At 69.0% G+C, this 21,601-nt stretch carries 21 protein-coding genes; 10 read left to right on the plus strand and 11 right to left on the minus strand.

What is annotated here, in order from left to right:
* The first annotated feature begins 34 nt into the window (after nucleotides 1-34).
* Nucleotides 35-466 (plus strand): DUF1810 domain-containing protein, encoded by a 432-nt coding sequence (locus ACCD06_RS31500; protein ID WP_413346165.1) that lies wholly within the window; start codon nucleotides 35-37, stop codon nucleotides 464-466.
* 6 nt (nucleotides 467-472) lie between these two features.
* Here the strand turns inward: ACCD06_RS31500 and ACCD06_RS31505 are convergent, their stop codons facing one another.
* From ACCD06_RS31505 to ACCD06_RS31525, 5 genes are all read right to left on the minus strand, one after another.
* Nucleotides 473-1,597: a malate/lactate/ureidoglycolate dehydrogenase gene (locus ACCD06_RS31505; protein WP_413346167.1), complete on the minus strand. Its 1,125-nt coding sequence runs from the start codon at nucleotides 1,595-1,597 to the stop codon at nucleotides 473-475.
* Nucleotides 1,598-1,748: 151 nt separating this feature from the next.
* Entirely contained in the window at nucleotides 1,749-3,425 is a 1,677-nt protein-coding gene (locus tag ACCD06_RS31510) for a methyl-accepting chemotaxis protein (protein WP_413346169.1), read from the minus strand.
* Nucleotides 3,426-3,511: 86 nt separating this feature from the next.
* Entirely contained in the window at nucleotides 3,512-4,132 is a 621-nt protein-coding gene (locus ACCD06_RS31515) for a histidine phosphatase family protein (protein ID WP_413346171.1), read from the minus strand.
* 11 nt (nucleotides 4,133-4,143) lie between these two features.
* The gene (locus ACCD06_RS31520; protein WP_413346172.1) at nucleotides 4,144-5,262 is read right to left on the minus strand and encodes an alpha/beta fold hydrolase; all 1,119 of its coding nucleotides are present in this window, start codon (nucleotides 5,260-5,262) and stop codon (nucleotides 4,144-4,146) included.
* A gap of 116 nt (nucleotides 5,263-5,378) precedes the next feature.
* Nucleotides 5,379-6,905, minus strand: coding sequence for an MFS transporter (locus ACCD06_RS31525; protein WP_413346173.1), 1,527 nt, complete (start codon nucleotides 6,903-6,905; stop codon nucleotides 5,379-5,381).
* Between the two features lie 829 nt (nucleotides 6,906-7,734).
* Between ACCD06_RS31525 and ACCD06_RS31530 the strand changes: the two genes are divergently transcribed.
* The 3 genes from ACCD06_RS31530 to ACCD06_RS31540 are packed head-to-tail and all read left to right on the plus strand — an operon-like array spanning nucleotide 7,735 to nucleotide 10,191.
* Nucleotides 7,735-8,028: a FeoA family protein gene (locus ACCD06_RS31530; protein ID WP_413346175.1), complete on the plus strand. Its 294-nt coding sequence runs from the start codon at nucleotides 7,735-7,737 to the stop codon at nucleotides 8,026-8,028.
* Between the two features lie 36 nt (nucleotides 8,029-8,064).
* Nucleotides 8,065-9,975, plus strand: a complete 1,911-nt coding sequence (gene feoB, locus ACCD06_RS31535) for a ferrous iron transporter B (protein ID WP_413346177.1) — start codon at nucleotides 8,065-8,067, stop codon at nucleotides 9,973-9,975.
* Nucleotides 9,976-9,978: 3 nt separating this feature from the next.
* A complete protein-coding gene (locus tag ACCD06_RS31540) occupies nucleotides 9,979-10,191 on the plus strand; it encodes a hypothetical protein (protein ID WP_413346179.1) in 213 nt (70 codons plus the stop codon).
* A gap of 4 nt (nucleotides 10,192-10,195) precedes the next feature.
* Here ACCD06_RS31540 and mntR read toward each other — a convergent pair whose 3' ends face one another.
* Nucleotides 10,196-10,657 carry a manganese-binding transcriptional regulator MntR gene (mntR, locus tag ACCD06_RS31545; RefSeq protein ID WP_413346181.1) on the minus strand — a complete coding sequence of 154 codons (462 nt, stop codon included), beginning with the start codon at nucleotides 10,655-10,657 and terminating at the stop codon, nucleotides 10,196-10,198.
* A gap of 113 nt (nucleotides 10,658-10,770) precedes the next feature.
* Between mntR and ACCD06_RS31550 the strand changes: the two genes are divergently transcribed.
* Together ACCD06_RS31550 and ACCD06_RS31555 are read left to right on the plus strand one after the other, a co-directional pair.
* Nucleotides 10,771-12,129 carry an Nramp family divalent metal transporter gene (locus ACCD06_RS31550; protein WP_109157452.1) on the plus strand — a complete coding sequence of 453 codons (1,359 nt, stop codon included), beginning with the start codon at nucleotides 10,771-10,773 and terminating at the stop codon, nucleotides 12,127-12,129.
* A 78-nt stretch (nucleotides 12,130-12,207) separates the two neighbouring features.
* The gene (locus ACCD06_RS31555; RefSeq protein ID WP_109157451.1) at nucleotides 12,208-12,645 is read left to right on the plus strand and encodes a hypothetical protein; all 438 of its coding nucleotides are present in this window, start codon (nucleotides 12,208-12,210) and stop codon (nucleotides 12,643-12,645) included.
* Nucleotides 12,646-12,738: 93 nt separating this feature from the next.
* Here ACCD06_RS31555 and ACCD06_RS31560 read toward each other — a convergent pair whose 3' ends face one another.
* On the minus strand, nucleotides 12,739-13,233 hold the full coding sequence (locus ACCD06_RS31560; RefSeq protein ID WP_109157450.1) for a nuclear transport factor 2 family protein: 495 nt from the start codon (nucleotides 13,231-13,233) through the stop codon (nucleotides 12,739-12,741).
* A gap of 266 nt (nucleotides 13,234-13,499) precedes the next feature.
* Here ACCD06_RS31560 and ACCD06_RS31565 point away from each other — a divergent pair, with 266 nt between their 5' ends.
* The gene (locus tag ACCD06_RS31565) at nucleotides 13,500-13,877 is read left to right on the plus strand and encodes a hypothetical protein (RefSeq protein ID WP_109157449.1); all 378 of its coding nucleotides are present in this window, start codon (nucleotides 13,500-13,502) and stop codon (nucleotides 13,875-13,877) included.
* Nucleotides 13,878-13,920: 43 nt separating this feature from the next.
* Here the strand turns inward: ACCD06_RS31565 and ACCD06_RS31570 are convergent, their stop codons facing one another.
* The 3 genes from ACCD06_RS31570 to rpoZ all read right to left on the minus strand — a co-directional run bounded on the left by ACCD06_RS31570 (nucleotide 13,921) and on the right by rpoZ (nucleotide 16,096).
* The gene (locus ACCD06_RS31570; protein ID WP_413346184.1) at nucleotides 13,921-14,457 is read right to left on the minus strand and encodes an HD domain-containing protein; all 537 of its coding nucleotides are present in this window, start codon (nucleotides 14,455-14,457) and stop codon (nucleotides 13,921-13,923) included.
* Nucleotides 14,458-14,627: 170 nt separating this feature from the next.
* Nucleotides 14,628-15,494 carry a formate dehydrogenase accessory sulfurtransferase FdhD gene (fdhD, locus tag ACCD06_RS31575; RefSeq protein ID WP_109157447.1) on the minus strand — a complete coding sequence of 289 codons (867 nt, stop codon included), beginning with the start codon at nucleotides 15,492-15,494 and terminating at the stop codon, nucleotides 14,628-14,630.
* A 146-nt stretch (nucleotides 15,495-15,640) separates the two neighbouring features.
* The gene (rpoZ, locus tag ACCD06_RS31580; protein ID WP_109157446.1) at nucleotides 15,641-16,096 is read right to left on the minus strand and encodes a DNA-directed RNA polymerase subunit omega; all 456 of its coding nucleotides are present in this window, start codon (nucleotides 16,094-16,096) and stop codon (nucleotides 15,641-15,643) included.
* Between the two features lie 261 nt (nucleotides 16,097-16,357).
* Here rpoZ and ACCD06_RS31585 point away from each other — a divergent pair, with 261 nt between their 5' ends.
* Genes ACCD06_RS31585 through ACCD06_RS31595 form a run of 3 tightly spaced genes read left to right on the plus strand, consistent with a single transcriptional unit; the run spans nucleotide 16,358 to nucleotide 21,099 of the window.
* A complete protein-coding gene (locus tag ACCD06_RS31585) occupies nucleotides 16,358-20,113 on the plus strand; it encodes a PAS domain-containing protein (RefSeq protein ID WP_413346187.1) in 3,756 nt (1,251 codons plus the stop codon).
* The gene (locus ACCD06_RS31590) at nucleotides 20,106-20,492 is read left to right on the plus strand and encodes a response regulator (RefSeq protein WP_109157444.1); all 387 of its coding nucleotides are present in this window, start codon (nucleotides 20,106-20,108) and stop codon (nucleotides 20,490-20,492) included. Before ACCD06_RS31585 ends, ACCD06_RS31590 begins: the two co-directional genes overlap by 8 nt.
* A gap of 7 nt (nucleotides 20,493-20,499) precedes the next feature.
* Nucleotides 20,500-21,099, plus strand: coding sequence for a DUF533 domain-containing protein (locus tag ACCD06_RS31595; protein WP_109157443.1), 600 nt, complete (start codon nucleotides 20,500-20,502; stop codon nucleotides 21,097-21,099).
* A gap of 12 nt (nucleotides 21,100-21,111) precedes the next feature.
* Here the strand turns inward: ACCD06_RS31595 and ACCD06_RS31600 are convergent, their stop codons facing one another.
* Nucleotides 21,112-21,543, minus strand: coding sequence for a CBS domain-containing protein (locus tag ACCD06_RS31600; RefSeq protein WP_247871649.1), 432 nt, complete (start codon nucleotides 21,541-21,543; stop codon nucleotides 21,112-21,114).
* Nucleotides 21,544-21,601: the final 58 nt, after the last annotated feature.

Genomic DNA, 21,601 nt, shown 5'->3' on the forward strand with positions numbered 1-21,601 from the left:
GTCTCGGTGAACACACCGGATGAGGAGCTGCAGCATGCCGGACGGCGATCCTTTCGACCTCCAGCGCTTCGTCAAGGCGCAGGATCCGGTCTTCGCGACCGTGCTCGACGAATTGCGGGCCGGCCATAAGCGGAGCCACTGGATGTGGTTTATCTTCCCGCAGCTGCGCGACCTCGGCCGCTCCGCCACCGCGCAGTTCTACGGCATCGCCTCGCTCGATGAGGCGCGGGCCTATCTGGCGCACCCGATCCTCGGCCCACGGCTGGTGCAGGCGACGGAAACGGTGCTGGCGGTGCAGGGGCGGACGCTTCATGAGATCTTCGGTTCGCCGGACGACCTGAAGTTCCGCTCCTCCATGACGCTGTTCGCCCGGGCTGCGGCAGAGGACGGCGACCTCTACCGCAAGGCCCTGGACCGCTACTGCGGCGGCCAACCGGACGAGGCGACGCTGAAACTGCTGGGCTGACCGCCCTCAGGCCAACAGTTCGCCCAGCTCCAGCCCGCGCTCCCGCCCCAGGCTGTCCAGCATCGCCAGCGTGGCGCCGTCCAGCGGGATGCCGTCGGCCAAACGCTGGCGGCGGGTGCGGCTTTCCGGCTCGCCCGGCATCTGGATCGCATCCGCCCCCGGTGCGGTGGGCGTGTCGCGGACATAGGCGACCAGATCGTCGAGATCGGCCGCCCATTGGACGTTGCCGCCGCGCGCCGGATCGAAGACGATGGCGAACATGTTGTTCATCACCCGGCCGGAATTCTGGTGCGACGGCGTGCCCGGCATCGCCGAGGCCAGCGCACCGGCCAGCACGTCGCACATCAGCGCCAGCCCGAACCCCTTGTGCCCGCCGAGCGGCAGCAGCGCGCCCGACGGGTCCTGGAACATCACGCCGGGGTCCTGTGTGGGCTCCCCCTGCGGGTCGAGCAGCAGGCCGGGCGCCATCTCCTGCCCCTTGCCCATGGCGACCCGACATTTGCCGACGGCGACGGCGCTGGTGGCGAAATCCAGCACCAGGGCCGGGGTCGAACCCGTACCCGGAACCGCGATGCAGATCGGGTTGGTGCCCAGCCGCGGCCGGGTGCCGTCATGCGGCGCCACCGCCGGGCGGGTGACGACGTTGACGAAGGCCAGCGCCACCAGACCGGCGTCGCTGCACTGTTCGCCATAGGAGCCGACGCGGCCGATATGGTGGCTGTCGCGCAGGGACAGCACCGCCAGCCCGTCCCGCCGCGCCTGTTCGATGGCGAGGTCCATCGCCTCGCGCGCGATCACCTGTCCATAGCCGCTGCCGCCGCCGACCGCCAGGAAGGGACCGGACCGGCCGATCACCGCCGCATGCCGGTTGGGCCGCAAGAGCCCGGCGGCGATCGCCGGCATATACATCGCCAGCATGCCGACACCGTGGCTGTCATGCCCGCGCAGGTTCGCTTCCACCAGATGGTCGGCGACGACGGCCGCCTCCCCCGCCTCGCTGCCCGCCGCCCGCAGCAGGCGCCGAACGGCCTCCGCCAGCCGGTCCGCCCACACCGGCCGCAGTCCGGTGCCATAGACCCCGGCGTTGAAGGACGCCGCCGCGGCGAAGGGATCCTTTTGTGTCTCTGTCATCCTGTACCTTCCCGTTCGATGGCCCCTATTTGGTTGCCGGTCCCTGGACGGGGCAAGGGCTGAATTGCGGCCGGAAAGAAAGCGGGGCGGACCCCGGCGGCCTGAACCGCCGGGCATCCGCCCCCTGCCGCCACCCGATCAGGTAGGCCGATCAGGCCGCATTGACCTCCGACACGAAGCGCTGGACTTCGTCCTTCAGCCGCTCCGACTGCTGCGACACGCTCTCCACGCTGGTGGAGACCAGGCGCATCCGTTCGCTGGTGGTGGTCATGGTGGACGACAGCGACCCGACGCTGCTGGTGACGCGGCGGGAATTGTCGGCGGCGGTGCGGGCGTTGGCGAAGATCTGGTGGGTCGCCGCCTCCTGCTGCTGCACCGCCGACGCCACTTCGCCGTTCAGCGCGCTGAGGTTGGTGATCAGGCCGGCGATGCTTTCGATCGCGCTGATGGCGTTCGCGGTCGCCCCGCGGATCGCGCCGACCTGCGACTGGATGTCCTCGGTCGCCTTCGCCGTCTGGGTGGCCAGGCTCTTCACCTCGCTCGCCACGACGGCGAAGCCCTTGCCGGCTTCGCCGGCGCGCGCCGCCTCGATGGTGGCGTTCAGCGCCAGCAGGTTGGTCTGGCCGGCGATGGAGTTGATCAGTTCCACCACCGCGCCGATCTGCTCGGCGGCGGAGGCAAGGCCGGTGACGATGCCGGTGGTGTTGGCGGTTTCCGTCACCGCGCGGGATGCGGTCTGGGCGGCGCTTTCCACCTGCCGGCTGATCGCGGCGATGGAACCGCGCAACTCCTCGCTGGCCTGGGCGGCGGATTCGACGCTGTCGGACGCGCCTTGCGCAGCACCGGCGGCGGCATGCGCCTCCTCGGTGGTGCTGGCGGCGTCGCTGGTCAGGGCGGCGGTGCGTTCGTGCAGGGCCACGGTGGTGGTGCTGAGCGTCGCCACCACCTCGTCCATCGCGCGGGCGAACTCGGCGGCCCGGGCGGACAGGCGCTCGCGCTGGAGATCGCGGGCGGCACGTTCCAGCTCGCCGCGCTGGCTCTCGTCGCGAGCACCCTGGAGGGTGGTGGCGAGGCCGGCGACGGCACGGGCCATGTCGCCGATCTCGTCGGGGCGGTCGGCATGGGGCACGGCGACGGTCAGGTCACCGCCGCCGATGCGGCCCAGCACGTCACGGATCGCCAGCAGCGGACGCGACATCCCACGCGACACCCAGATGCCGATACCGACGCTGATCGCCAGCAGCAGCAGAGAGACTCCAAATTCGCGCCAGACGCGGGCACGGAATTCCGCATCGACGTCGTCGGTATAGACGCCGGTGCCGATCATCCACTGCCAGGGCTGATAGCCGGCGGCATAGGCGATCTTCGGGGTCGGCTCGGCATCGTCGCTGCGCTTGTGGCGGAAGGCGACGAAGCCGCCGCCCGACTTGGCCGCGTCGGTCATCAACACGTTGAAGGGAACACCATCGGGGTCCTTCAGGTTAAGCAGGTTCTTGCCCTCCACCTGCGGACGCAGGCCATGAACCAGGCTGACGCCCGCATAGTCGTAGACGAAGAAATACTCGCCATTGCCGTAGCGCATGGCGCGCACGGCGCTGCGGGCACGTTCCTGCGCCTCATCGCGCGTCAGCTTCCCGGACTTCTCCTGCTCGCCATACAGCGCGATGACGGAGGCGGCGGCATCGACCATCTCCTTGACCTTGGCCTTGCGCTGCTCGATCAGGTTCGTGCGCGTTCCCGTCAGATGAACGGTGGCGCCGGCAAGCGTGCTGAGCAGCGCCACACCGAACACCAGCAGCATGAGCCGCGTACCAATCTTGAGCTTCATCGCCCTTCTCCTCACTCCTGATCCACGCGGCATCGCGCGGCATTCACGCATCGATTTTTCAATTGATCGTCAGACCGGCTCGAAGGTCAGGCCGGGCAGCAGGCCCCGGCTCTTGCCTCCAGCGGTCTCTCCACCGGGTCGCAACGCCACCATCCCGTGCCGCCCGGCGGGGCGGACAGGCGGGTGAAGGCCATGACCTCGCAATTCCCCAGCTCCACCCCCGGCCGGCCGGCGAGGCGGTGCAGCAGGATGCGGCCGATTCCCTTGCTGCCGACCAGAAGCGGCCGGCGCGCCAGCAGGCCGGCGGGCCCGTTGGCGAGTTCATCGACGCCGTCCAGGACGCGCGCGGCGAAGGCGCCTTCGCTCTCCCCTCCCGGCGGCGTCTCTCCGGCGGCGAACCAGGGGCGGGTCAGGTCGATCGCCAGACCGTTCCATTCGCCCAGGCTGCGCTCCCGCAGCCAGTCGCGCCGGAGCAGCGGGACGCCCAGCGTTTCGGCGAACACCGCACCCGTGACGGCAGTGCGTTGCAACGGCCCGACGATCACGAGGCCGCAGGGTCGTCCGGACTGGCGGAACCGCTCCGCCTCCCACCGGGCCTGTTCGATCCCGCGGTCGGTCAGCGGCACATCGCGGTCGCCGCCGCAACGGACCCCGCGCCGGTTGTCCTCGGTCTCGCCATGGCGGACGAAGTGGAAGCGGTCGGTCATCCCCGGCCCCCTCAGCGGAACAGGATGCGGGCAGCGCCCGCGCTCCAGCCGATGGTGCTTTCCGCCGGCAGGGAATGGGGCGCCGACATCCAGCGGGCCAGCACATCGATGTGCAGCGGATCGCTCAAGGTCGGGGTATGGCCGACGTCCGGCACATGCAGGACGCTCACTCCCGGCTTGCCCGTCATCCGGGCGATGGTCGCCTCCTGCAGGGCGTCGCTCATCATGCCGTGCACCAGCAGCACCGGGCACTCGATGCGCTGCCAGTCGTCCCACTGGTCGTGGTCCCGGACGGCGCCGTCGCGGTAGCATTGCAGCGCGCGGATGTCGTGGCGGTAGACCCGGCCGCCGTTCTCCTCCGACCAGCGGGTCTGATGGAAGCTGTTGTGCAGCAGAACGGTGTCGTCCACCGGCCCGTCGTTCTTCTGGGCCGCTCCGGTGCGGTGGAAAAGCTGGGCCGGTTGGCGGAAGACATAATGGCGGGCGACGGACTCGGCACGGCGGCGGCGGCGCTCGGTCGGGATGAAGGGGCCGATGTCGTTCAGGATCAGGCGGTCGACCAACTCCGGCGCCTCCGCCGCCACCCGCATCGCCACACTGCCGCCGAGCGAGGAGCCCAGCAGCGTGACCGGCCCCAGCTGCTTGTGCCGGATCAGCGCCAGGACCTGGGCGACGTTGCCGTCGAAGCTGTAGTCGGACTGGTCCGCCAGCCAGCCGCTGCGCCCGCGCCCCGCCCAATCGAGGCACAGCACATGGTAGTGGTGCGACAGCGCGCGGGCGACATAGTCGAAACGCCGGGCCGAGTTGGCGATGCCGCCCAGGCACAGCAGCGCCGGCTTCTGCGGGCTGCCCCATTCCGTGTAGGCAAGGCGGATGGTGTAGTCGGAGCGCAGCCGCTCCACCGTGCCGGACTGCAGTGCGGCGCTGTGGGTATAGTCGAAATGGCGCAGCCTGTGGCCGGCACCGACCAGCGGTTCGATCACCCGCATGATCGTTTCATAATCCTTCCAGCTCATCTCCTCGGCCGATCCGACGCCGAGCGCGTCCAGGGTGGCGCGCAGCGCCTCCATGGCGCGGTCGTGGCGGCCGTAGGCGGGAAGAGCCTCTCCGGCAAAGGAGGGGATGGGCATGGTCCGAAGGGGCTCCACGAGCATCTGGTCAGGCATGGGCGTCGAAGCCTCCGTGATCGATGGGTGTGGGGTCGATGGGTGTAAGGTCGACTTGCGGGGCAGGGCTGCCGGCGAATTCATCGGACGGCCTCCCCCGCCGTCGGCGAGGTGGAAGGGGTCAGCAGGAAGACCGCGCAGAAGGCCGTGCCGCACAGCATGCCGAGCACGCCCAGCGCCACCAGCGCCGCCTGAATCCCGAAGCGGTCGGCGAGTGCGGCAGCCAGCAGCGGACCGATCACCGAACCGCCACGCTCCAGCAGGCGATAGACCGCGAAGACGCTGGATTCGCCCATGCGGGCGCAGTCGGCGCGACAGATCTCCGGCACCAGGGCCAACTGGGTGGCATTGTTGAAGGCATGGGCGACGCCAAGCGCCGCGATGCCGATCAGGATCCCGGCGACGCCCTGCTCCTGCAGGATCGCCAGGGTGCCGGCCCCGCCCACCAGTCCGCCCAGACCGGCGAACAGGGCGTGGCGTCCGGTCCGGTCTGCCGCCCTCGACACCCACGGGCCGAGCAGGACGATGATCAGCCCATAGGCCATCATCAGGCGGCCGATCCCGGCCGGCGTCTCTCCCGCCGCATGGAGGGAAACGGGGACGAGATAGAAGAGGTATCCGGTCAGCATCAGCTTCGTCGGCACCGACGAGAACAGCAGCAGCGCCAGGAATCGGGGATTGGCCAGCAGCGCGGCCGCATCGCCCATGCGGAAGGGACGCCGCGCGACCCGTTCCACCCGGTCGGCCGGAAGAAGCGCCACTGCCGCCGCCGCAGCCAGCGCCAGCAGTGCCGAGACCATAAAGGTGGCGCGGTAGCCGAACTGATCGGCCAGGATGCCGCCCAGCGGCGCACCGCACAGGCCGGCGACGATCACCGCGGCGACGAACTGCGCCATGCCGCGCGCCCGCCGATCCGCCGGGGTATGGCGGGCGACGAAGCCCTGCGCGCCGATGAACATCACCGCATAGCCGAGCGCGCAGGCACTGCGCCACAGCAGCAGTTCCGCCAGCGACCCGGCCGTCGCCGTCCCGGCAAACCCCGCCACCGCCGGCAAGGTGCCGAGCAGCAGCGTGCGGCGGTAGCCGAACCGGTCGGCCCAGGCGCCGGCAAAGGGCGTGAAGACGGCGACCAGGAGCATGAACAGGCCGATCGGCAGGCCCATCATCAGGGTTTCCGACAGGCCGGGAACAGGCTTGTAGAGTTCACGCGCGTAAAGCGGCAGGAAGGATCGCGACAGTTCCTCAGCCAGCATGAACAGGAATAATGCGGCGCGGATGGCACCCACCGCAGATGCCGGTTCCGCATCCCGTCGGCGCGGCCGGGCGGCGAGCAGGAGCAATCCTTCGAACGCCAGAAGAAGGCAGACGACCAACAGCACGGCCCCGTCATAGAAGAAGCCGAGCACCGCCTCAGAGGGCAGCAGACCCGCGAGCCGCGGCAGGGTCCCGGCACCACATGCCAGCATCGCTGCCGCCACCACCGTCAGCGCCCGCAAGGGCGTGGCGCCGGCCGCGCGCAGCAGTGATGGCAGCAGCAGCCCGGCAGCCGCAACGGCCGCCGAAATCACAGCCGCAACGGCCGCCACATGGTTGCGTGCGGCAGTCATCACAACCTGTGCGGCAGGAGAAGAAGGCTCCAGCCCAACAGTTCCGTAAAATTTTTCACAAATCAAAAAAGAAAACAGGCAAATTCCAGTTATCGTCAGAACAGGCAGAGTCACAGGCGGACGTGCGACCGAATTTGGTTGCATCATTGGCTCCAGACACACAACCGCTGCGAAGAATTGCTTCGGAGGCTAAATCCTAACTCCAAAGAATTGGTAAACCGAAATTGCATCGGAAATAAAAGTTTTCGCTTAGCGGCTGCATACGTCAGTATGTAGTCGGTTGGCGGTACTGATATAAAAAATGCTTGGGAAGATACGGCGATTTATTTTCAAATGACCGGGTTTTGTGTGGTTTCTACGGCTTTTTGACCCTGCTTGAGGCGGAGCGGTCATCCTTAACCTAAAAATTTGCGATCCCGGACAAACCAATACACACCATGGTTGCAGCGCAGCAAAGCTTGAGCGTTGCTATTTCGAATTGGTCTACCTGTCAGATCTTCATATGACATGCGAGTTGGAGGGAGGCGAAACGTCAAAAGCCAGCACTCTGCCCGGCGGGAAAATAAAGAAAATTGTTCTCCATCGGGATCGGGCAGTCTCGCCCTGCCTCCTCCCCACCCGGCAAGCGGGCTCCGCGGCGCTTCGTCACATCGCAAATGAAAATTATTCGCATCAATATGGCGTCGGCGGCCATAGCCGCTGATCCGCACGTCCTCCGCGGCGTGCTGCCGATAGGTGTTTTCCGATGACTCCGCCGTTGCCCGCCTCCGTTCGCGATGCCACTCCCTCCCCCGCTACCCGTCTGGTTCCCGGCCAAGCACCCGGCCCGATGCCCAGTGGCTCCGCCGACCCTCCGGCCAGCGGCGACAGCTGCCGTCTCGGCGCGTTGCGCAAGGGTCAGCGCGCGGTGGTGACCGGCCTCGACGAGGCCGCCGTCGTCACCCCGCTGCCGCCCGGCGAACTGGAACGCCGCATGATCGAGATGGGCCTGATCGAAGGCGCCCGCGTGGAAATCCTGCATGAGGGATTCCCCGGCGCCGATCCGCTTGCCGTGCGCATCGACGACCACATCCTGGCCCTGCGCCGGGCGGAGGCGCACGCCGTTCTGGTGACGCTCGGCTGAGCCGTCGCCTCCTCTTCCAGCGGAAGGGTTTCCGCGATGTCCGATACCGTTCTCTCCAATCCTGCGCTTCTGGCCGTGCCGCCGCGCATCGCGCTGGTCGGCAATCCCAACTGCGGCAAGACCGCCCTGTTCAACGCCCTGACCGGCGCCCGCCAGAAGGTGGCGAACTATCCCGGCGTGACGGTCGAGCGCAAGGTCGGCGAATTCCTCAGCCCTGCCGGCACCCGCGTGCAGATCGTCGATCTGCCGGGAACCTACAGCCTGCGCGCCCGCTCCCCCGACGAGGAGGTGACGCGCGACGTGGTGCTGGGCCGCTTCCAGCACGAGGCGCCCCCCGACGCGATGGTTTGCGTCGCCGACGCCACCAACCTGCGCCTGCATCTGCGGCTGGTGCTGGAGCTGAAGAAGCTCGGCCGGCCGATCATCCTCGCGCTCAACATGATGGACGTGGCGGAGGCGCGCGGCTGCCGTGTCGATGCGGCGGCCCTGTCGGCGGCGCTGGGCGTCCCGGTGGTACCGACGGTGGCGGTCAAACGCAGCGGGGTGAGCGGGCTGCTCGACCAGATCGACCGCAGCATGATGGCGATGACGACCGATCTCGCCGCCGCGCCCTGCGGCTGGAGCGAACCGTCGGCGCTGGAATTGCGCGCCTATCACCAGGAAGTCGAGAGCATCCTGGCCGCCGCCCTTCAGGATGCCGGCAAGCCGTCGCTCGCCACCCGGCGCATCGACGCGGCCCTGCTGCATCCGGCGGTCGGCCTGCCCTTCCTGTTGCTGGTGCTGTTCCTGATGTTCCAGGCGGTGTTCGCCTGGGCCGCCGTGCCGATGGACATGATCGACGGCGCGCTGGGCTGGGTGCAGGCCACCGCCGGTGCCGCCCTGCCGGACGGCATGCTGAAAAGCCTGATCACCGATGGCATCATCGCCGGGGTGGGCAGCGTGCTGATCTTCCTGCCGCAGATCCTGGTGCTGTTCTTCTTCATCCTGATGCTGGAATCCACCGGCTACATGGCGCGGGCTGCCTTCCTTCTCGACCGGCTGATGGGCGGGGTCGGGCTGCATGGCCGGGCCTTCATCCCGCTGCTGTCCAGCTTCGCCTGCGCGGTTCCCGGCATCATGGCCGCCCGCACCATTGAGAACCGCGCCGACCGGCTGGCGACCATCATGATCGCCCCACTGATGACCTGCTCGGCCCGCCTGCCGGTCTACACGCTCATCATCGCCGCGTTCGTCCCCAACCGGACGGTGGCCGGCGGCATGATCGGGCTGCAGGGGCTGGTGATGTTCACCCTCTATGCCGCCGGCATCCTGTCGGCGCTGGCGGTCGCCTTCGTGCTGAAGCGCACGATCTTCAAGGGCGCCCGCGAGCCGCTGCTGATGGAGCTGCCATCCTACCGGCTGCCCAGCCCGCGCGACATCCTGCTGGGCCTGCTGGAGCGGACGCGCATCTTCCTGGCCCGTGCCGGCACGGTGATCTTCGCCATCATGATCCTGCTGTGGTTCCTCGGCAGCTTCCCGGCGGCGCCGGACGGAGCGATCGGGCCGGCCATCGATTACAGCTTCGCCGGGATGCTCGGCCATGCGCTGGCCCCGCTGCTCGCCCCCATCGGCTTCACCTGGCAGATCGCCATCGCCCTGGTGCCGGGCATGGCGGCCCGCGAGGTGGCAGTGGCCGCCCTCGGCACCGTCTATGCGCTGAGCGAGACGGGAGACGCGCTGTCCGGTTCGCTGGCCGGCGTGCTGGCGGCCGACTGGAGCCTGCCGACCGCCCTGTCCCTGCTCGCGTGGTTCGTCTTCGCCCCGCAATGCGTCTCCACCCTGTCGGTGGTGAAGCGGGAGACCAACAGCTGGTTCTGGATGCTGGTGATGATCGGCTACATGACGGCGCTCGCCTATGGCGCGGCCTTCGTCACCTTCCGGCTCTCCACCGCCCTGCTGGGAGGCTGAGTCATGATGGAAAGCCTCATCGTTGGGCTGATCGTCGCCGCCGCCTTCGCCTGGGTGACCTGGACCATCCTGCTGCCGGCATCCTTGCGCAACCGCCTGCACCGTCTGGCCGGGCGGCCGGTCCCCTCACAGGCGGGCGGCTGCGGCGGAGGATGCTGTGGCTGCGACGCGGCCCTACCCCGTAAGCGCCCCGGCAACTCCTGCGGAACGCACTGACGGGTCAGCCGCCCTTCGCCAGCGCCCGGCGGAAGGCGTCCAGCGTCTCGGCGCTGACATGGTGCTCGATGCCCTCGGCATCGATCCGCGCGGTGTCGGCGCTGACGCCGAGGGAACGGAGGAAGGCCACCACCGTCTGGTGGCGCTCCCGGCTTTCCTCGGCGATCCGCCGGCCGGCGTCGGTCAGGAACACGGCGCGGTACGGCTTGCGGTAGACCAGCCCGTCGGCCGCCAGCCGGTCCAGCATGCGGGCGACGGTCGGTTGCGCCACCCCCAGCCGCGCGGCGATGTTGACCTGCCGCGCCTCCTGCCCGCTTTCGATCAAATCGGCGATCAACTCCACATAATCCTCGGCCAGCGCGGAGCGCTGCGCCTCCCGCGTCTTGCGGAAGCCCTCGGCATGGAGTTCGGCATCGGGCAGCGCCGTCTCGGCGGGCGCGGATGCATCGCCTCCCCTGACTGTCACGCTTCGCCCCCCGGAAAAGTTTGGTTCCGGAAAGTATAGCATCTTGCATACTCGATGTCCCGGCACATACTTGATTGATACCAGTTTGCAATGCGGCCGGGAGCCACACACCGATGTCGGAAGCCGAAGCCGCCGTGCCGCCCCCCAGCGCCTGGAGATACTCCAGCCAGGACGGGGACGGCCGGCCAAGCCTGCCGGAAGTCCATGCCTCCATCGCGGTGCCGCAGGGCGGCCTGTGGCTGCGCCGGCTGCTGGCCTTCGCCGGGCCGGGCTACATGGTGTCGGTCGGCTACATGGACCCCGGCAACTGGGCGACCGATCTCGCAGGCGGGTCGCAGTTCGGCTATACGCTGCTGTCGGTCATCATGCTGTCCAACCTGATGGCGATCCTGCTGCAGTCGCTGGCGGCGCGGCTGGGCATCGTCACCGGGCGCGATCTGGCCCAGGCCTGCCGCGACCATTATCCGCGTCCGATCAACCTGACGCTGTGGGTGGCGTGCGAGGCGGCGATCATCGCCTGCGACCTTGCCGAGGTGATCGGCACCGCCATCGCGCTGAACCTGCTGTTCGGCATCCCGCTGATCGGCGGCGCCCTGATCACCGCGCTCGACGCCTTCCTGGTGCTTCTGCTGATGCAGCGGGGCTTCCGCTATCTGGAGGCCTTCGTGGTGGCCCTGCTGACGGTCATCGCCGGCTGCTTCCTGGTGCAAATCATCGCAGCCGCCCCGCCGGTCGCCGCCGTGCTGCACGGCTTCGTGCCCACGACGGAGGTGGTGACCAACCCCGGCATGCTCTATGTCGCCATCGGCATCCTGGGCGCCACCGTGATGCCGCACAACCTGTACCTCCACTCCTCCATCGTGCAGACCCGCGCCTATCCGCGGACGGAGGAGGGGCGGCGCGACGCCATCACCTGGGCCACGGTCGACAGCACCATCGCGCTGATGCTGGCCCTGTTCGTCAACGCCGCCATCCTGATCCTGGCCGCCAGCGTCTTCCACGGCAGCGGCCATACCGAAGTGGCGGAGATCGGCGAGGCGTTCGAGCTGCTGTCGCCGCTGCTCGGTCTCGGCATCGCTTCCACCCTCTTCGCCGTGGCGCTGCTGGCGTCGGGCCTCAACTCCACCGTGACGGCGACGCTGGCCGGGCAGATCGTGATGGAGGGGTTCCTGCGGCTGCGCCTGCCGCACTGGGCCCGCCGGCTGCTGACCCGCGGGCTCGCCATCATCCCGGTGGTGGTGGTGACGGCGCTCTATGGCGAAAGCGGCACGGCGCAGCTGCTGGTGTTCAGCCAGGTCGTGCTGTCGATGCAGCTTCCCTTCGCGGTCATCCCGCTGGTCCGCTTCGTCACCGACCGCGGCAAGATGGGCCGCTTTGCCGTTCCGGGCTGGGTCGCCGGCCTGTCCTGGATCGTCGCCGGCGTCATCGTCGTGCTGAACCTGAAGCTGCTCTATGACACGGTTCTCGGCTGATCGCCGTTGTGCATCTGAAAGGACGCTTTATCTGAGGGAAAGTACCATTTGTTTGCGCGCTGTCGCGGAGGACCAGAGATGGCCAACAGCCGGCATCCGACGATTTGGGCCTTGCGCGGCGGATGCCTCGCCGTCGTAGCCCTTCTGGCGAGTTCCTGCGCCAACCCGCAGGCAGAGCTGGCATTGCGCGCACCCGTCGCGATGGTCGGCATGAGCAAGGCCAGCCTGCTGTCCTGTGCCGGGGTGCCGGAACGGTCGGCCGTCGCCGGCGATGCGGAGTATCTGGTCTATACCCGCCGGCAGACGCTGGTCGACCGCGACGTGGATTGGGAGCCCAGCCCCTGGCTCGGCCCGCGCGGCCCGATGCTGTGGGAGCCCGACGTGACCACCTGGTCCCGCACCTACAGCTGCGAAGCCACCTTCGAACTGCATGGCGGGCAGGTCACCGCCGTCCGCTACAACGACCGGCGCGATCCCACGCTCTGCTACCAGATCGTCGGAAATTGCATGCGCTAGAGGCCGGCTGGCGGCGAACGGCCTGCCGACGGCGTCCTGGAGCGTCGCCCTGCCGCCTCCCACCACGAAGGAGGGAGGCGGCAGACGGCCCCGTCAGGCGGCCGGAAGCGGAGAGGCCTGGCGGGCCAGCAGCTTCCAGCGTCCGTCGGTTTTCTTCCAGACTTGCAGCACCCGGATATGGGCGGTGTTGGTCTTGCCGTCCGGCAGGTTGTTGACCGAATCGAAGGTGTGACGGGCAACGGCGACATCGCCGATCACCTGGATCGAATGGTCGCTGAGGTCGAGCGCCTTGAACGCGCTCTTGCCGTCCAGGCTGGCGACGAAGGCCGCCTTATCCTCCAGCCGGCTGTTCGAATGTCCGTAGGTCAGCTGGTCCATCGTCATCGCCCGCAGGGTGGCGCCGTCGCCGGCCATCATGGCGTCGCGGAGCGCGTTCACCGCCTTCTCCACCTGCTGCGGGTCGTCGTCGGCACGCGCGTCGGTCAGCGGCGCGATGACGGCGGCCGCGGCCAGCCCGGCGGCGGCGGATGCGAGCAGACGGCGGCGCGAGCGGATATGGCCGGATTTGAAGACGTTCTTCTTGAGCATCGTGACCCTCCCAACCGATTGCGGTTATGCCCGCCCAGGAGATGGCGGACCATGAAAGTAGTATACTAGTATTCACGCTTGCGCCACAAACCATTGGAACATGCGCCGGTTGGCCGCAGGAGGACCGACGCGGAAATCCGGTTGGCATGCGCCCATTGGCATGAGCCTATGTGACTTTCCGGAGATCATCTTGTGATTGGCTGCGCCGGGCGGGCGGGGCGGCTATGCTCCCCGCCGCGGTGAAGGATCGAGAGCGGGGAAGAGGCATGACGACCAGACGGCGAAAGCTGCCACGCAAGCGCAAGGGCCGGCAGGCGACCGCGGTTCGCGGTGCGGCGGCGGAGCCGATCAACACGGGCCGGCCGTCCCAAGGTGGTTTGACGACCGCCGTGAGAGGGACTGCGGCGACGGCGGCCAAGACGGCCAAGGCTCGCGGCCGGGTGCGCTACGTGCCCACCGCCGATGCCGCCGCCGGCCGCTTCCTAAGCCCGGAGCAGCAATTTCTGCTGAAGAAGCGGCGCGAGGCGGAGCAGCGCGAGGCCAAGGACCGCCGCACCGCGCTTGCCATCATCCTGGTGCTGGTCCTGCTGGCGGCCGGGGCGGTCGCCGGTCTGGTCTGGCTGTGGCGCTCGTCGGCGCTCTGACCTGACCGCCGCCTGACCTGAACACCGTCTGCCCTGGATGCCGTCAGCGCGTCGCCCCGGCAAGCGCGGCGGCGTAGCGTTCCGCCAGCAGCGGGCTGGCGGCGGCGCAGGCTTCGGCGACGAGGCGGGAGCCTTCGACATAGGCCTGGGCCCGCTCGACGCTCCACGACAGCGGGCGTTCGACCGCCAGCGCCTGCAGGATCGAGATCTGCTCGGCCAGCTTGATGCGCTTGGCGCCCTCCGGCGCGGCGGCGAGCCGGGCGGCCTGGATCGCCTTGCGCTCGAAAATCGCCTTGCCGACATCCTCCGGCGCGTCGCTGACCGCCGCGACGAGGTCGGCGACCTCCGGGCCGAACCGCTCGGCCAGATCGGCGACGGTGGTCAGCCCGTCCTCGACCGCGTCATGCAGCCACGCGGCGGCGATCTCGGCCGGGATGCCGCCGGCCTGCGCCACCAGTTCCGCCGTTTCCGACAGGTGCGAGACGAAAGGCGTGCGCGCCCGGTCGGGCCGATAGGTGCCTTCGTGCAGGCTCGCCGCGTGACGCAGTGCCGCGACGATCACTTCCTTGTCCATGGACATGTGCTCTCCTCCGTGCCGCTGTCAGGCAGGCAGGCGATGCCTGCGGCGGGAGGGCAACAACGGCCGGTCCCGTGCGCTTGGCAGCGGATGCGGAGATGGTCCGCCCGCGCAAGGCCGATGTCCAGACTCCCAGCCGGCGGCAGATCGCCGCGGCTCCGCCCGGGTGGAGATCACGCCGGCGTCAGCACCCGCGAGGGTGCCGCATAGACGGTGAAGCGGCCGTCACGCACATAGGCGACCACCCCCACGCCCACCGCCTCGGCGAAGCCGACGCACAGCGATGTCGGGGCGGAGATGGCGGCGATCAGCGGGATGCCGGCCGCCGCCGTCTTGTGGACCATCTCGAAGGAGCATCGGCTCGACACCACGACGAAGCCGCCGGCCGGATCGACACCGCTGCGGGCCAGCGCGCCGATCAGCTTGTCGAGCGCATTGTGCCGCCCGACATCCTCACGCACGGCGACCAGTTGCCCGTCCGGACGGGCAAAGCCGGCGGCATGGACGGCCCCGGTCTCCCGGTTCAGCCGCTGACCTGACGGCAAGGCCGCCATGGCGCGGCGGATGGCGTCGGGCGCGATGCGGGCGGTGGAGCGGACGGGGTCGAGCGGCCGCAGCGCCTCCGCGAAGCTGTCGGTTCCGCAACGGCCACAGCCGGAGCCGCCCATCAGGTTGCGCTTTCGCCGCAGCAATGCGGCCAGCCGTTCCACCGGCAGTTCAATGCGGATGCGCACGCCGTCCGTCACCTCGTCGATGGCGGTGACGGCCAGTTCCTCGGCACTGCCGACGATTCCTTCGCTCAGCGAGAAGCCGGTGGCGAAATCCTCAAGGTCGGTCGGGGTCGCCAGCATGACGGAGAAGAGGTCGCCGGCATAGACCAGCCCGACCGGCACCTCGTCGATGACCGTCTCCTCCCGCTCGGCCATCGCGGTTCCGGTGCAGACGGTCGCAGGCACCAGCCTGACGCCCTCACGGGAAAGCGGGCGCGACAGGGCTGGCGGGACGGGCGACGGGGCCACCCAGGCGGTTGCTTGATCCATGATGTGGGCAGAACCTGACTGCGGTGGAAGGGCGGGTGAGGACGAGCGCCGGCCGATCCGTTCGCCGCAGCGCGCAGGTATAACACCGGAGCCGGACCATCGGTCCCGGCGCTGTCCCTGCGCTCCCGAATTACGGGCCAATATATTTAAGGACCAACATCCCCGTCGGCATCGTCGCCGACCACGTCGTCCTCCGTCATGCCGAAGGCCGCACCCGGCTTCCGGTCCATCTCCGAAGCCATATCGTCGTCCTCGGTGATGTCCTCCTCGGCGTCGCTCATGCTGTCCTCGTCGGCGAGCGAGGTGTCGCTGGTGTGCATCCAGCTGTTCTCGTCCGCCATCAGCTCGACGATCTCCTCCTCGGGTTCATCGGTCTCGACCACCTTCTGGTGCCCGCGGATCAGATTTTCGCGCAGGTCGGGCAGCGACAGCGTCTTGTCCGCGATCTCGCGAAGGGCGACGACCGGGTTCTTGTCGTTGTCGCGGTCGATCGACAGCGGCGCACCGCCGGCGATCTGGCGGGCACGCTGCGCCGCCATCATCACCAGATCGAAACGATTGGGGATGAGAAGGACGCAATCCTCGACGGTGACACGAGCCATTCCTCAGATACTCCAGGCGGGGGCAAGGCTTCTCTGGGGCGGCCGGCAGCCATACCACCCCCGCGACCAGTCAACAGCGCCGCCGGTCATTCGTACCCCCCGCTCACTGGTCATACCGCATCGGAGGAATGGCGACCTGCCCCATCGGGGCGTGGCCCTCCTGCGATCTTGCGGGTCTACAGCGGTAATCCGCCACGCCGGAGCGGACGAATCCCGCTGCCGGCTGTTCAAGTGCCGTCGCTCCCCGCCCGTACATGGTTCATGCCCCCCGCCAGACCCTCCGCCCGGCCCTCCGCCCGGATCGCCCAATCCGACAGCCACCTCGCCGAACGTCTCGCCCGCAGGGAGAGGCAGCAGGACCTGCTGGCCCGCTTCGGCATCGCCGCCCTGAAAAGCGCCGACATCGACACCCTGCTGCAACAGGCGACTGCGCTCTGCGCCGAAGGGCTGGAGGCCGAACTGTGCAAGGCCCTGGAATGGCTGGAGGATCCGGACGGCGCCGAACGCCTGCTGGTCCGCGCCGGCGTCGGCTGGAACCCCGGCGTGGTCGGGCATCGGTCGCTCGGCACCGACCTCGCCTGCCCCGCCGGCTACGCGCTGAAGACCGGCGAGCCGGTGATCTCCAACGATCTCAGCCTTGAGTCCCGCTTCCGCTGCCCCGACCTTCTGGCCGAACATGGGGTCAAGCGCGCCATCAACGTCATCATCCGTGGCGAGGGCGAGCCCTTCGGCGTGCTGGAGGTCGACAGCCGGCGCGACGGCCGCTTCGACGCCGCCGACGCCGCCTTCCTCCAGGGGGTCGCCACCCTGCTCGGTGCCGCCATCGACCGCGCCCGCGACGCCGCCGAGCGAGGCCGCACCGAGATGCTTCTGCGCGAGAACGAAGCCCAGTTCCGCAGCCTCGCCGACCTGATCCCGCAGCTGACCTGGATGGCCGACGCCAACGGCGCCGTCTACTGGTACAACCGGCGCTGGTACGAGTTCACCGGGGCCGAGACGGGCGAGACGGAAGGTTGGAACTGGCGGAGCGTCCATCATCCCGACCATGTCGAGCGCGCGTCGGACGGCTTCTTCCGCGCAATCGGGGCGGGGGAACCGTGGGAGGACACCTTCCCCCTGCGCGGCAAGGACGGCCAATACCGCTGGTTCCTGTCCCGCGCCGTGCCGGTGCGCGACCGCGACGGGCGCATCCTGCGCTGGCTCGGCACCAACACCGACGTCACCGAACAGCGCCGGGCCGAATCCCGCGTGATGGAGGCGGAGCGCCGCCTCCAACTGGCGCTCCGCGCCGCGCGGATCGGTGCCTGGTCCTGGAACCTGGAGGACGACCGCATCGAGGCCGATCCCCGGCTGCGCGAGATCTTCGACTTCACGGCGGACGAGCCGATCCGCGGGCAGGACGTGACCGGCCGCGTCCATCCCGACGACCAGCCGCGGATCGGCCAGATCATCGACACCGCCCGGCGGCGGCGCGGCGAATATGACGCCGAATTCCGCATCCTGCTGCCGTCGGGCGAGGTCCGCTGGGCGGTGGCGCGCGGCGTGGTGACCGACGGCACGCCGGAACGCAGCCTGACCCTGATCGGCGTCACCTGGGACACCACCGACGCCAAGCGGGCGGAGGAAAAGCTGCGCCTCAGCGAGGCCCGCTTCCGCTCACTGGTCGAGGCGACCGCCGCCATCGTCTGGAGCACCTCCGGCGCCGGCCGCTTCGAGACCCCGCAGCCGAGCTGGAGCAGCTTCACCGGCCAGACCTTCGATGAGCTGAAGGGCACCGGCTGGGTCGAGGCCATCCATCCCGACGACCGCCCCCACACCTCGGAGGCCTGGCGCGCCGCGCGGGCGGGGAAAACCGTCTACAAGGCCGAACACCGCCTGCGCCGCTACGACGGCGTCTATCGCGACATGCTGGTCCGCGCCGTGCCGCTGCTGGACGCCGGCGGCACCGTCCAGGAATGGGTCGGCGTCCACACCGACATCACCACCCGCCGCCGGGCCGAGGAGGCGCTGCGCGAGACGGAGGAACGCTACCGGCTGGCGGCCCAGGCGACCAACGACGCCATCTGGGACTGGAACCTGTCGTCCGACCGCATCCATTGGAACGAGGCGGTGCGCACCCTCTTTGGTTATGGCGAGGACGTGTCGGAAACCTCGGCCTCCTGGTGGATGGACCACATCCACCCCGACGACCAGGACCATGTGGTGACCGGCATCCATGCGGTGATCGACGGCGGCGGCACGCGCTGGAACGACGAATACCGCTTCCGCCGCGCCGACGGCAGCTATGCCAGCATCCTCGACCGCGGCTTCGTCCTGCGCAGCCCGATCGGCCAGCCCCAGCGCATGATCGGCGCCATGCAGGACATCAGCGTGCGCAAGCGGGCGGAGGAGGAGCTGGAAGCCGCCCGCCTCGCCGCCGAGGAGGCCAACCGGGCCAAGAGCCTGTTCATCGCCAACATGAGCCACGAGCTGCGCACCCCGCTCAGCGCCGTCATCGGCTACACCGAAATGCTGGAGGAGGAACTGGCCGACCTCGGCGTCGACAGCATGCTGCCCGACCTGGAGAAGATCGAGGCGAACGCCCGCCATCTGCTGACCCTCATCAACGGCGTCCTCGACATCTCGAAGATCGAGGCCGGCAAGATGGAGGTGCATGGCGAGGATGCCGATGTCGCCGACCTGACGCGCGAGGTCGCCGCGACGGTGGAGGCGCTGGTGTCGAAGAAGGGCAACCGGCTGGCGGTGGAGGTGGCGGACGACGTGGGGCGCATGCACACCGACGTCGTGAAGGTGCGCCAGTGCCTGTTCAACCTGCTGAGCAACGCCGCGAAGTTCACCGAGAACGGCACCGTCACCCTGTCGGTAGAACGGGCGCCCCCCAGCCCGCAGGGCGCGGGTGAAGTCTCGCCGGTCGACATGGTCGTCTTCCGCGTCACCGACACCGGCATCGGCATGACGGCGGAACAAGTCCGCCGGCTGTTCGAACGCTTCATGCAGGCAGACAGCTCCACCACCCGCCGTTTCGGCGGGACCGGGCTGGGTCTGGCGATCACCAAGGCCTTCGCCGACATGCTGGGCGGGGAGGTCGCGATCGACACCGCGCCGGCCAAGGGAACCAGCTTCACCCTGCGCCTGCCGGCCGACCTGCGGCATGGCCGGCTGCCCGGCTCCGCCGAGTCCGACCCGGTCCGCATCGACGAGGTGCCGCCGGCGCAGGCCGCACGCGAGACCATCCTCATCATCGACGACGAACAGGCGATGCGCGAACTGCTCGCCCGTTTCCTGCACCGCGAGGGCTACGGCGTGGCGCTGGCCGCCGACGGGCAGACCGGCCTGTCGATCGCCCGGCAAATCCGCCCGCGCGCCATCCTGCTGGACGTGATGATGCCGCGCACCGACGGCTGGTCGGTGCTGTCGGTGCTGAAGGCCGAGCCCGACCTTGCCGACATTCCCGTCATCATCATCTCGTCCCGCCGGGAAAAGGGGCTGGCCCTGTCGCTGGGGGCCGCCGACTATTTCACCAAGCCGGTGGACTGGCAGCGCCTGCACCGGGTTCTGAGCGGCCTCAGCGGGCAGGCTCCCGGCACGGCGCTGGTCCTGATGGAAGCCGACGAGACCCGTTCCCTGCTGGGCGCCGAACTGGGCCGCGACGGCTGGCAGGTCGCCGAGGCCGAGACGGAGGAGGAGGCCTTCCGCCAACTCGCCGCCGCCACGCCGACCGTGATCCTGCTCGACCCCTTCACGCCCGATCTGGACGGCTTCGATTTCCTCAAGGCGCTGTGCCGCGACCCGGACTGGTGCCGCATCCCCGTCATCGTCGTCGCCGCCCAGGAGATCGGGCGCGACGAGACTGAGGAACTGCGCGGCCGGGTCCGCGACATCATCCCGATGGCAGAGGATGGATCGGACGGGATGATTGAAGAGTTGAAGGAAGCGATCGCACGCCTGCGGCCCCCTCCCCCCGAAGCGGGCAAGGGAGCGGGACAGGCGGACGGAACGGGAGGTACCGATGGCTAAGCTGCTGCTGGTCGAGGATCACGAGGAAATCTGGGACTTCCTGTCACGCCGTCTGAAGCGGCGCGGGTTCGACGTCGTTCTCGCCTTCGATGGCCGCCAGGGGGTGGACATGGCGCGCGACGAGCGGCCGGACGTCATCCTGCTCGACATGAACCTGCCGGTCATCGACGGCTGGACCGCCGCCCGCGAGCTGAAGGCAGGCCAGGAAACCTCTGGAATCCCGATCATCGCCCTGACCGCCCACGCCATGTCCGGCGACCGCGAGAAGACGCTGCAGGCGGGCTGCGACGATTATCACCCGAAGCCCATCGATTTCTCGCGCCTGCTGACCCAGATCGACACCGCCATGCAGCGCGGACCGCAACCGGCCGGGGAGTAGCCGCAGGATGACCCAAGCCAAGCCAAGCCTGCCCAAGCCGAGCCTGCTGACGCGGCTGTTCGGCGGCGCGCCGAATGCGCCCGCGCCGGCTGCGGCCCCCGTATCCGTCGTACCGCCGGAAACCGGCGGGGCGAAGCCGCGCCTGGGACACGAGCCGGTGCTGCACACCATGCTGGCCCGCCAGATTCTGGACGCCCATCTGCGCAACCGCCACCAGCTTCTCGACCGCGCGCCGACGGACTTCCGCAGCTTCGACGCGGAGGAAACCGATCTGCTGGTCCGCGCCATGGCCGCCGCCGCCCACGCCGACGGCGAACTGGACGCGACGGAGCGCGGCCGGATCCGCAGCAGGCTCAACACCAGCAGCCTTGACGAAGTGGACCGCGACCGCCTGCAACAGCAGGTCGAGCAGCCGCAATGCCTGGAGGAACTGATCCGCCGGATCGACGGCCCGCGGATGGCCGCGCGCTTCTATGCCGTGTCACTGGCGACGGTGGACAAGCACGCGCCGATCAACCGCTCCTACCTGCGCTATCTCGCCCAGCGCCTGGGCCTTCCCGCCGATCTGGTGGTCCGGCTGAACCGGCAGATGGGACTGCGGCTGTAGGGCCGCCGTCCCTCACACGTCCTGCCCGCTGGCGCTGAGTTCGCCCAGCGCATCGCGGATCGTGCCGGTGTCCAGCAGCAGCCGGCGCGAAATGTCGCTCAGCGTCAGCCAGCCGACCACCTGCCCGCCCTCATCCAGAACCGGCAGGCGCCGCACGTGATAGGCGCCCATGATGTCCATGGCCGTGGCCAGCGTGTCGGTGTCGCGGCAGGTGAACAGCGCGCTCGACATCACATCGCGCACCCGCACCCGCGTGTTGTCGCCGCCCTCCGCCACCACGCGGAACAGGATGTCGCGGTCGGTCAGGATCCCCACGAGATCGTCGGCCGAGCCGACCGGCAGGGCGCCGACGTCCAGTTCCCCCATCAGCGTCGCGGCGTCCTGCACGGTGGCGTCCGGCGAGATGAACTCCAGCGCTTTCGCCATGATCTCGGAAACCTGCACGGTCGTCTTCCTCGTTGTTCCGGTTTGGGGAACGGAGCCCCCGTCCTGGTGTTCCTCG

It is taken from the genome of Azospirillum sp. CT11-132 (assembly GCF_047302835.1).
Lineage (GTDB): Bacteria > Pseudomonadota > Alphaproteobacteria > Azospirillales > Azospirillaceae > Azospirillum.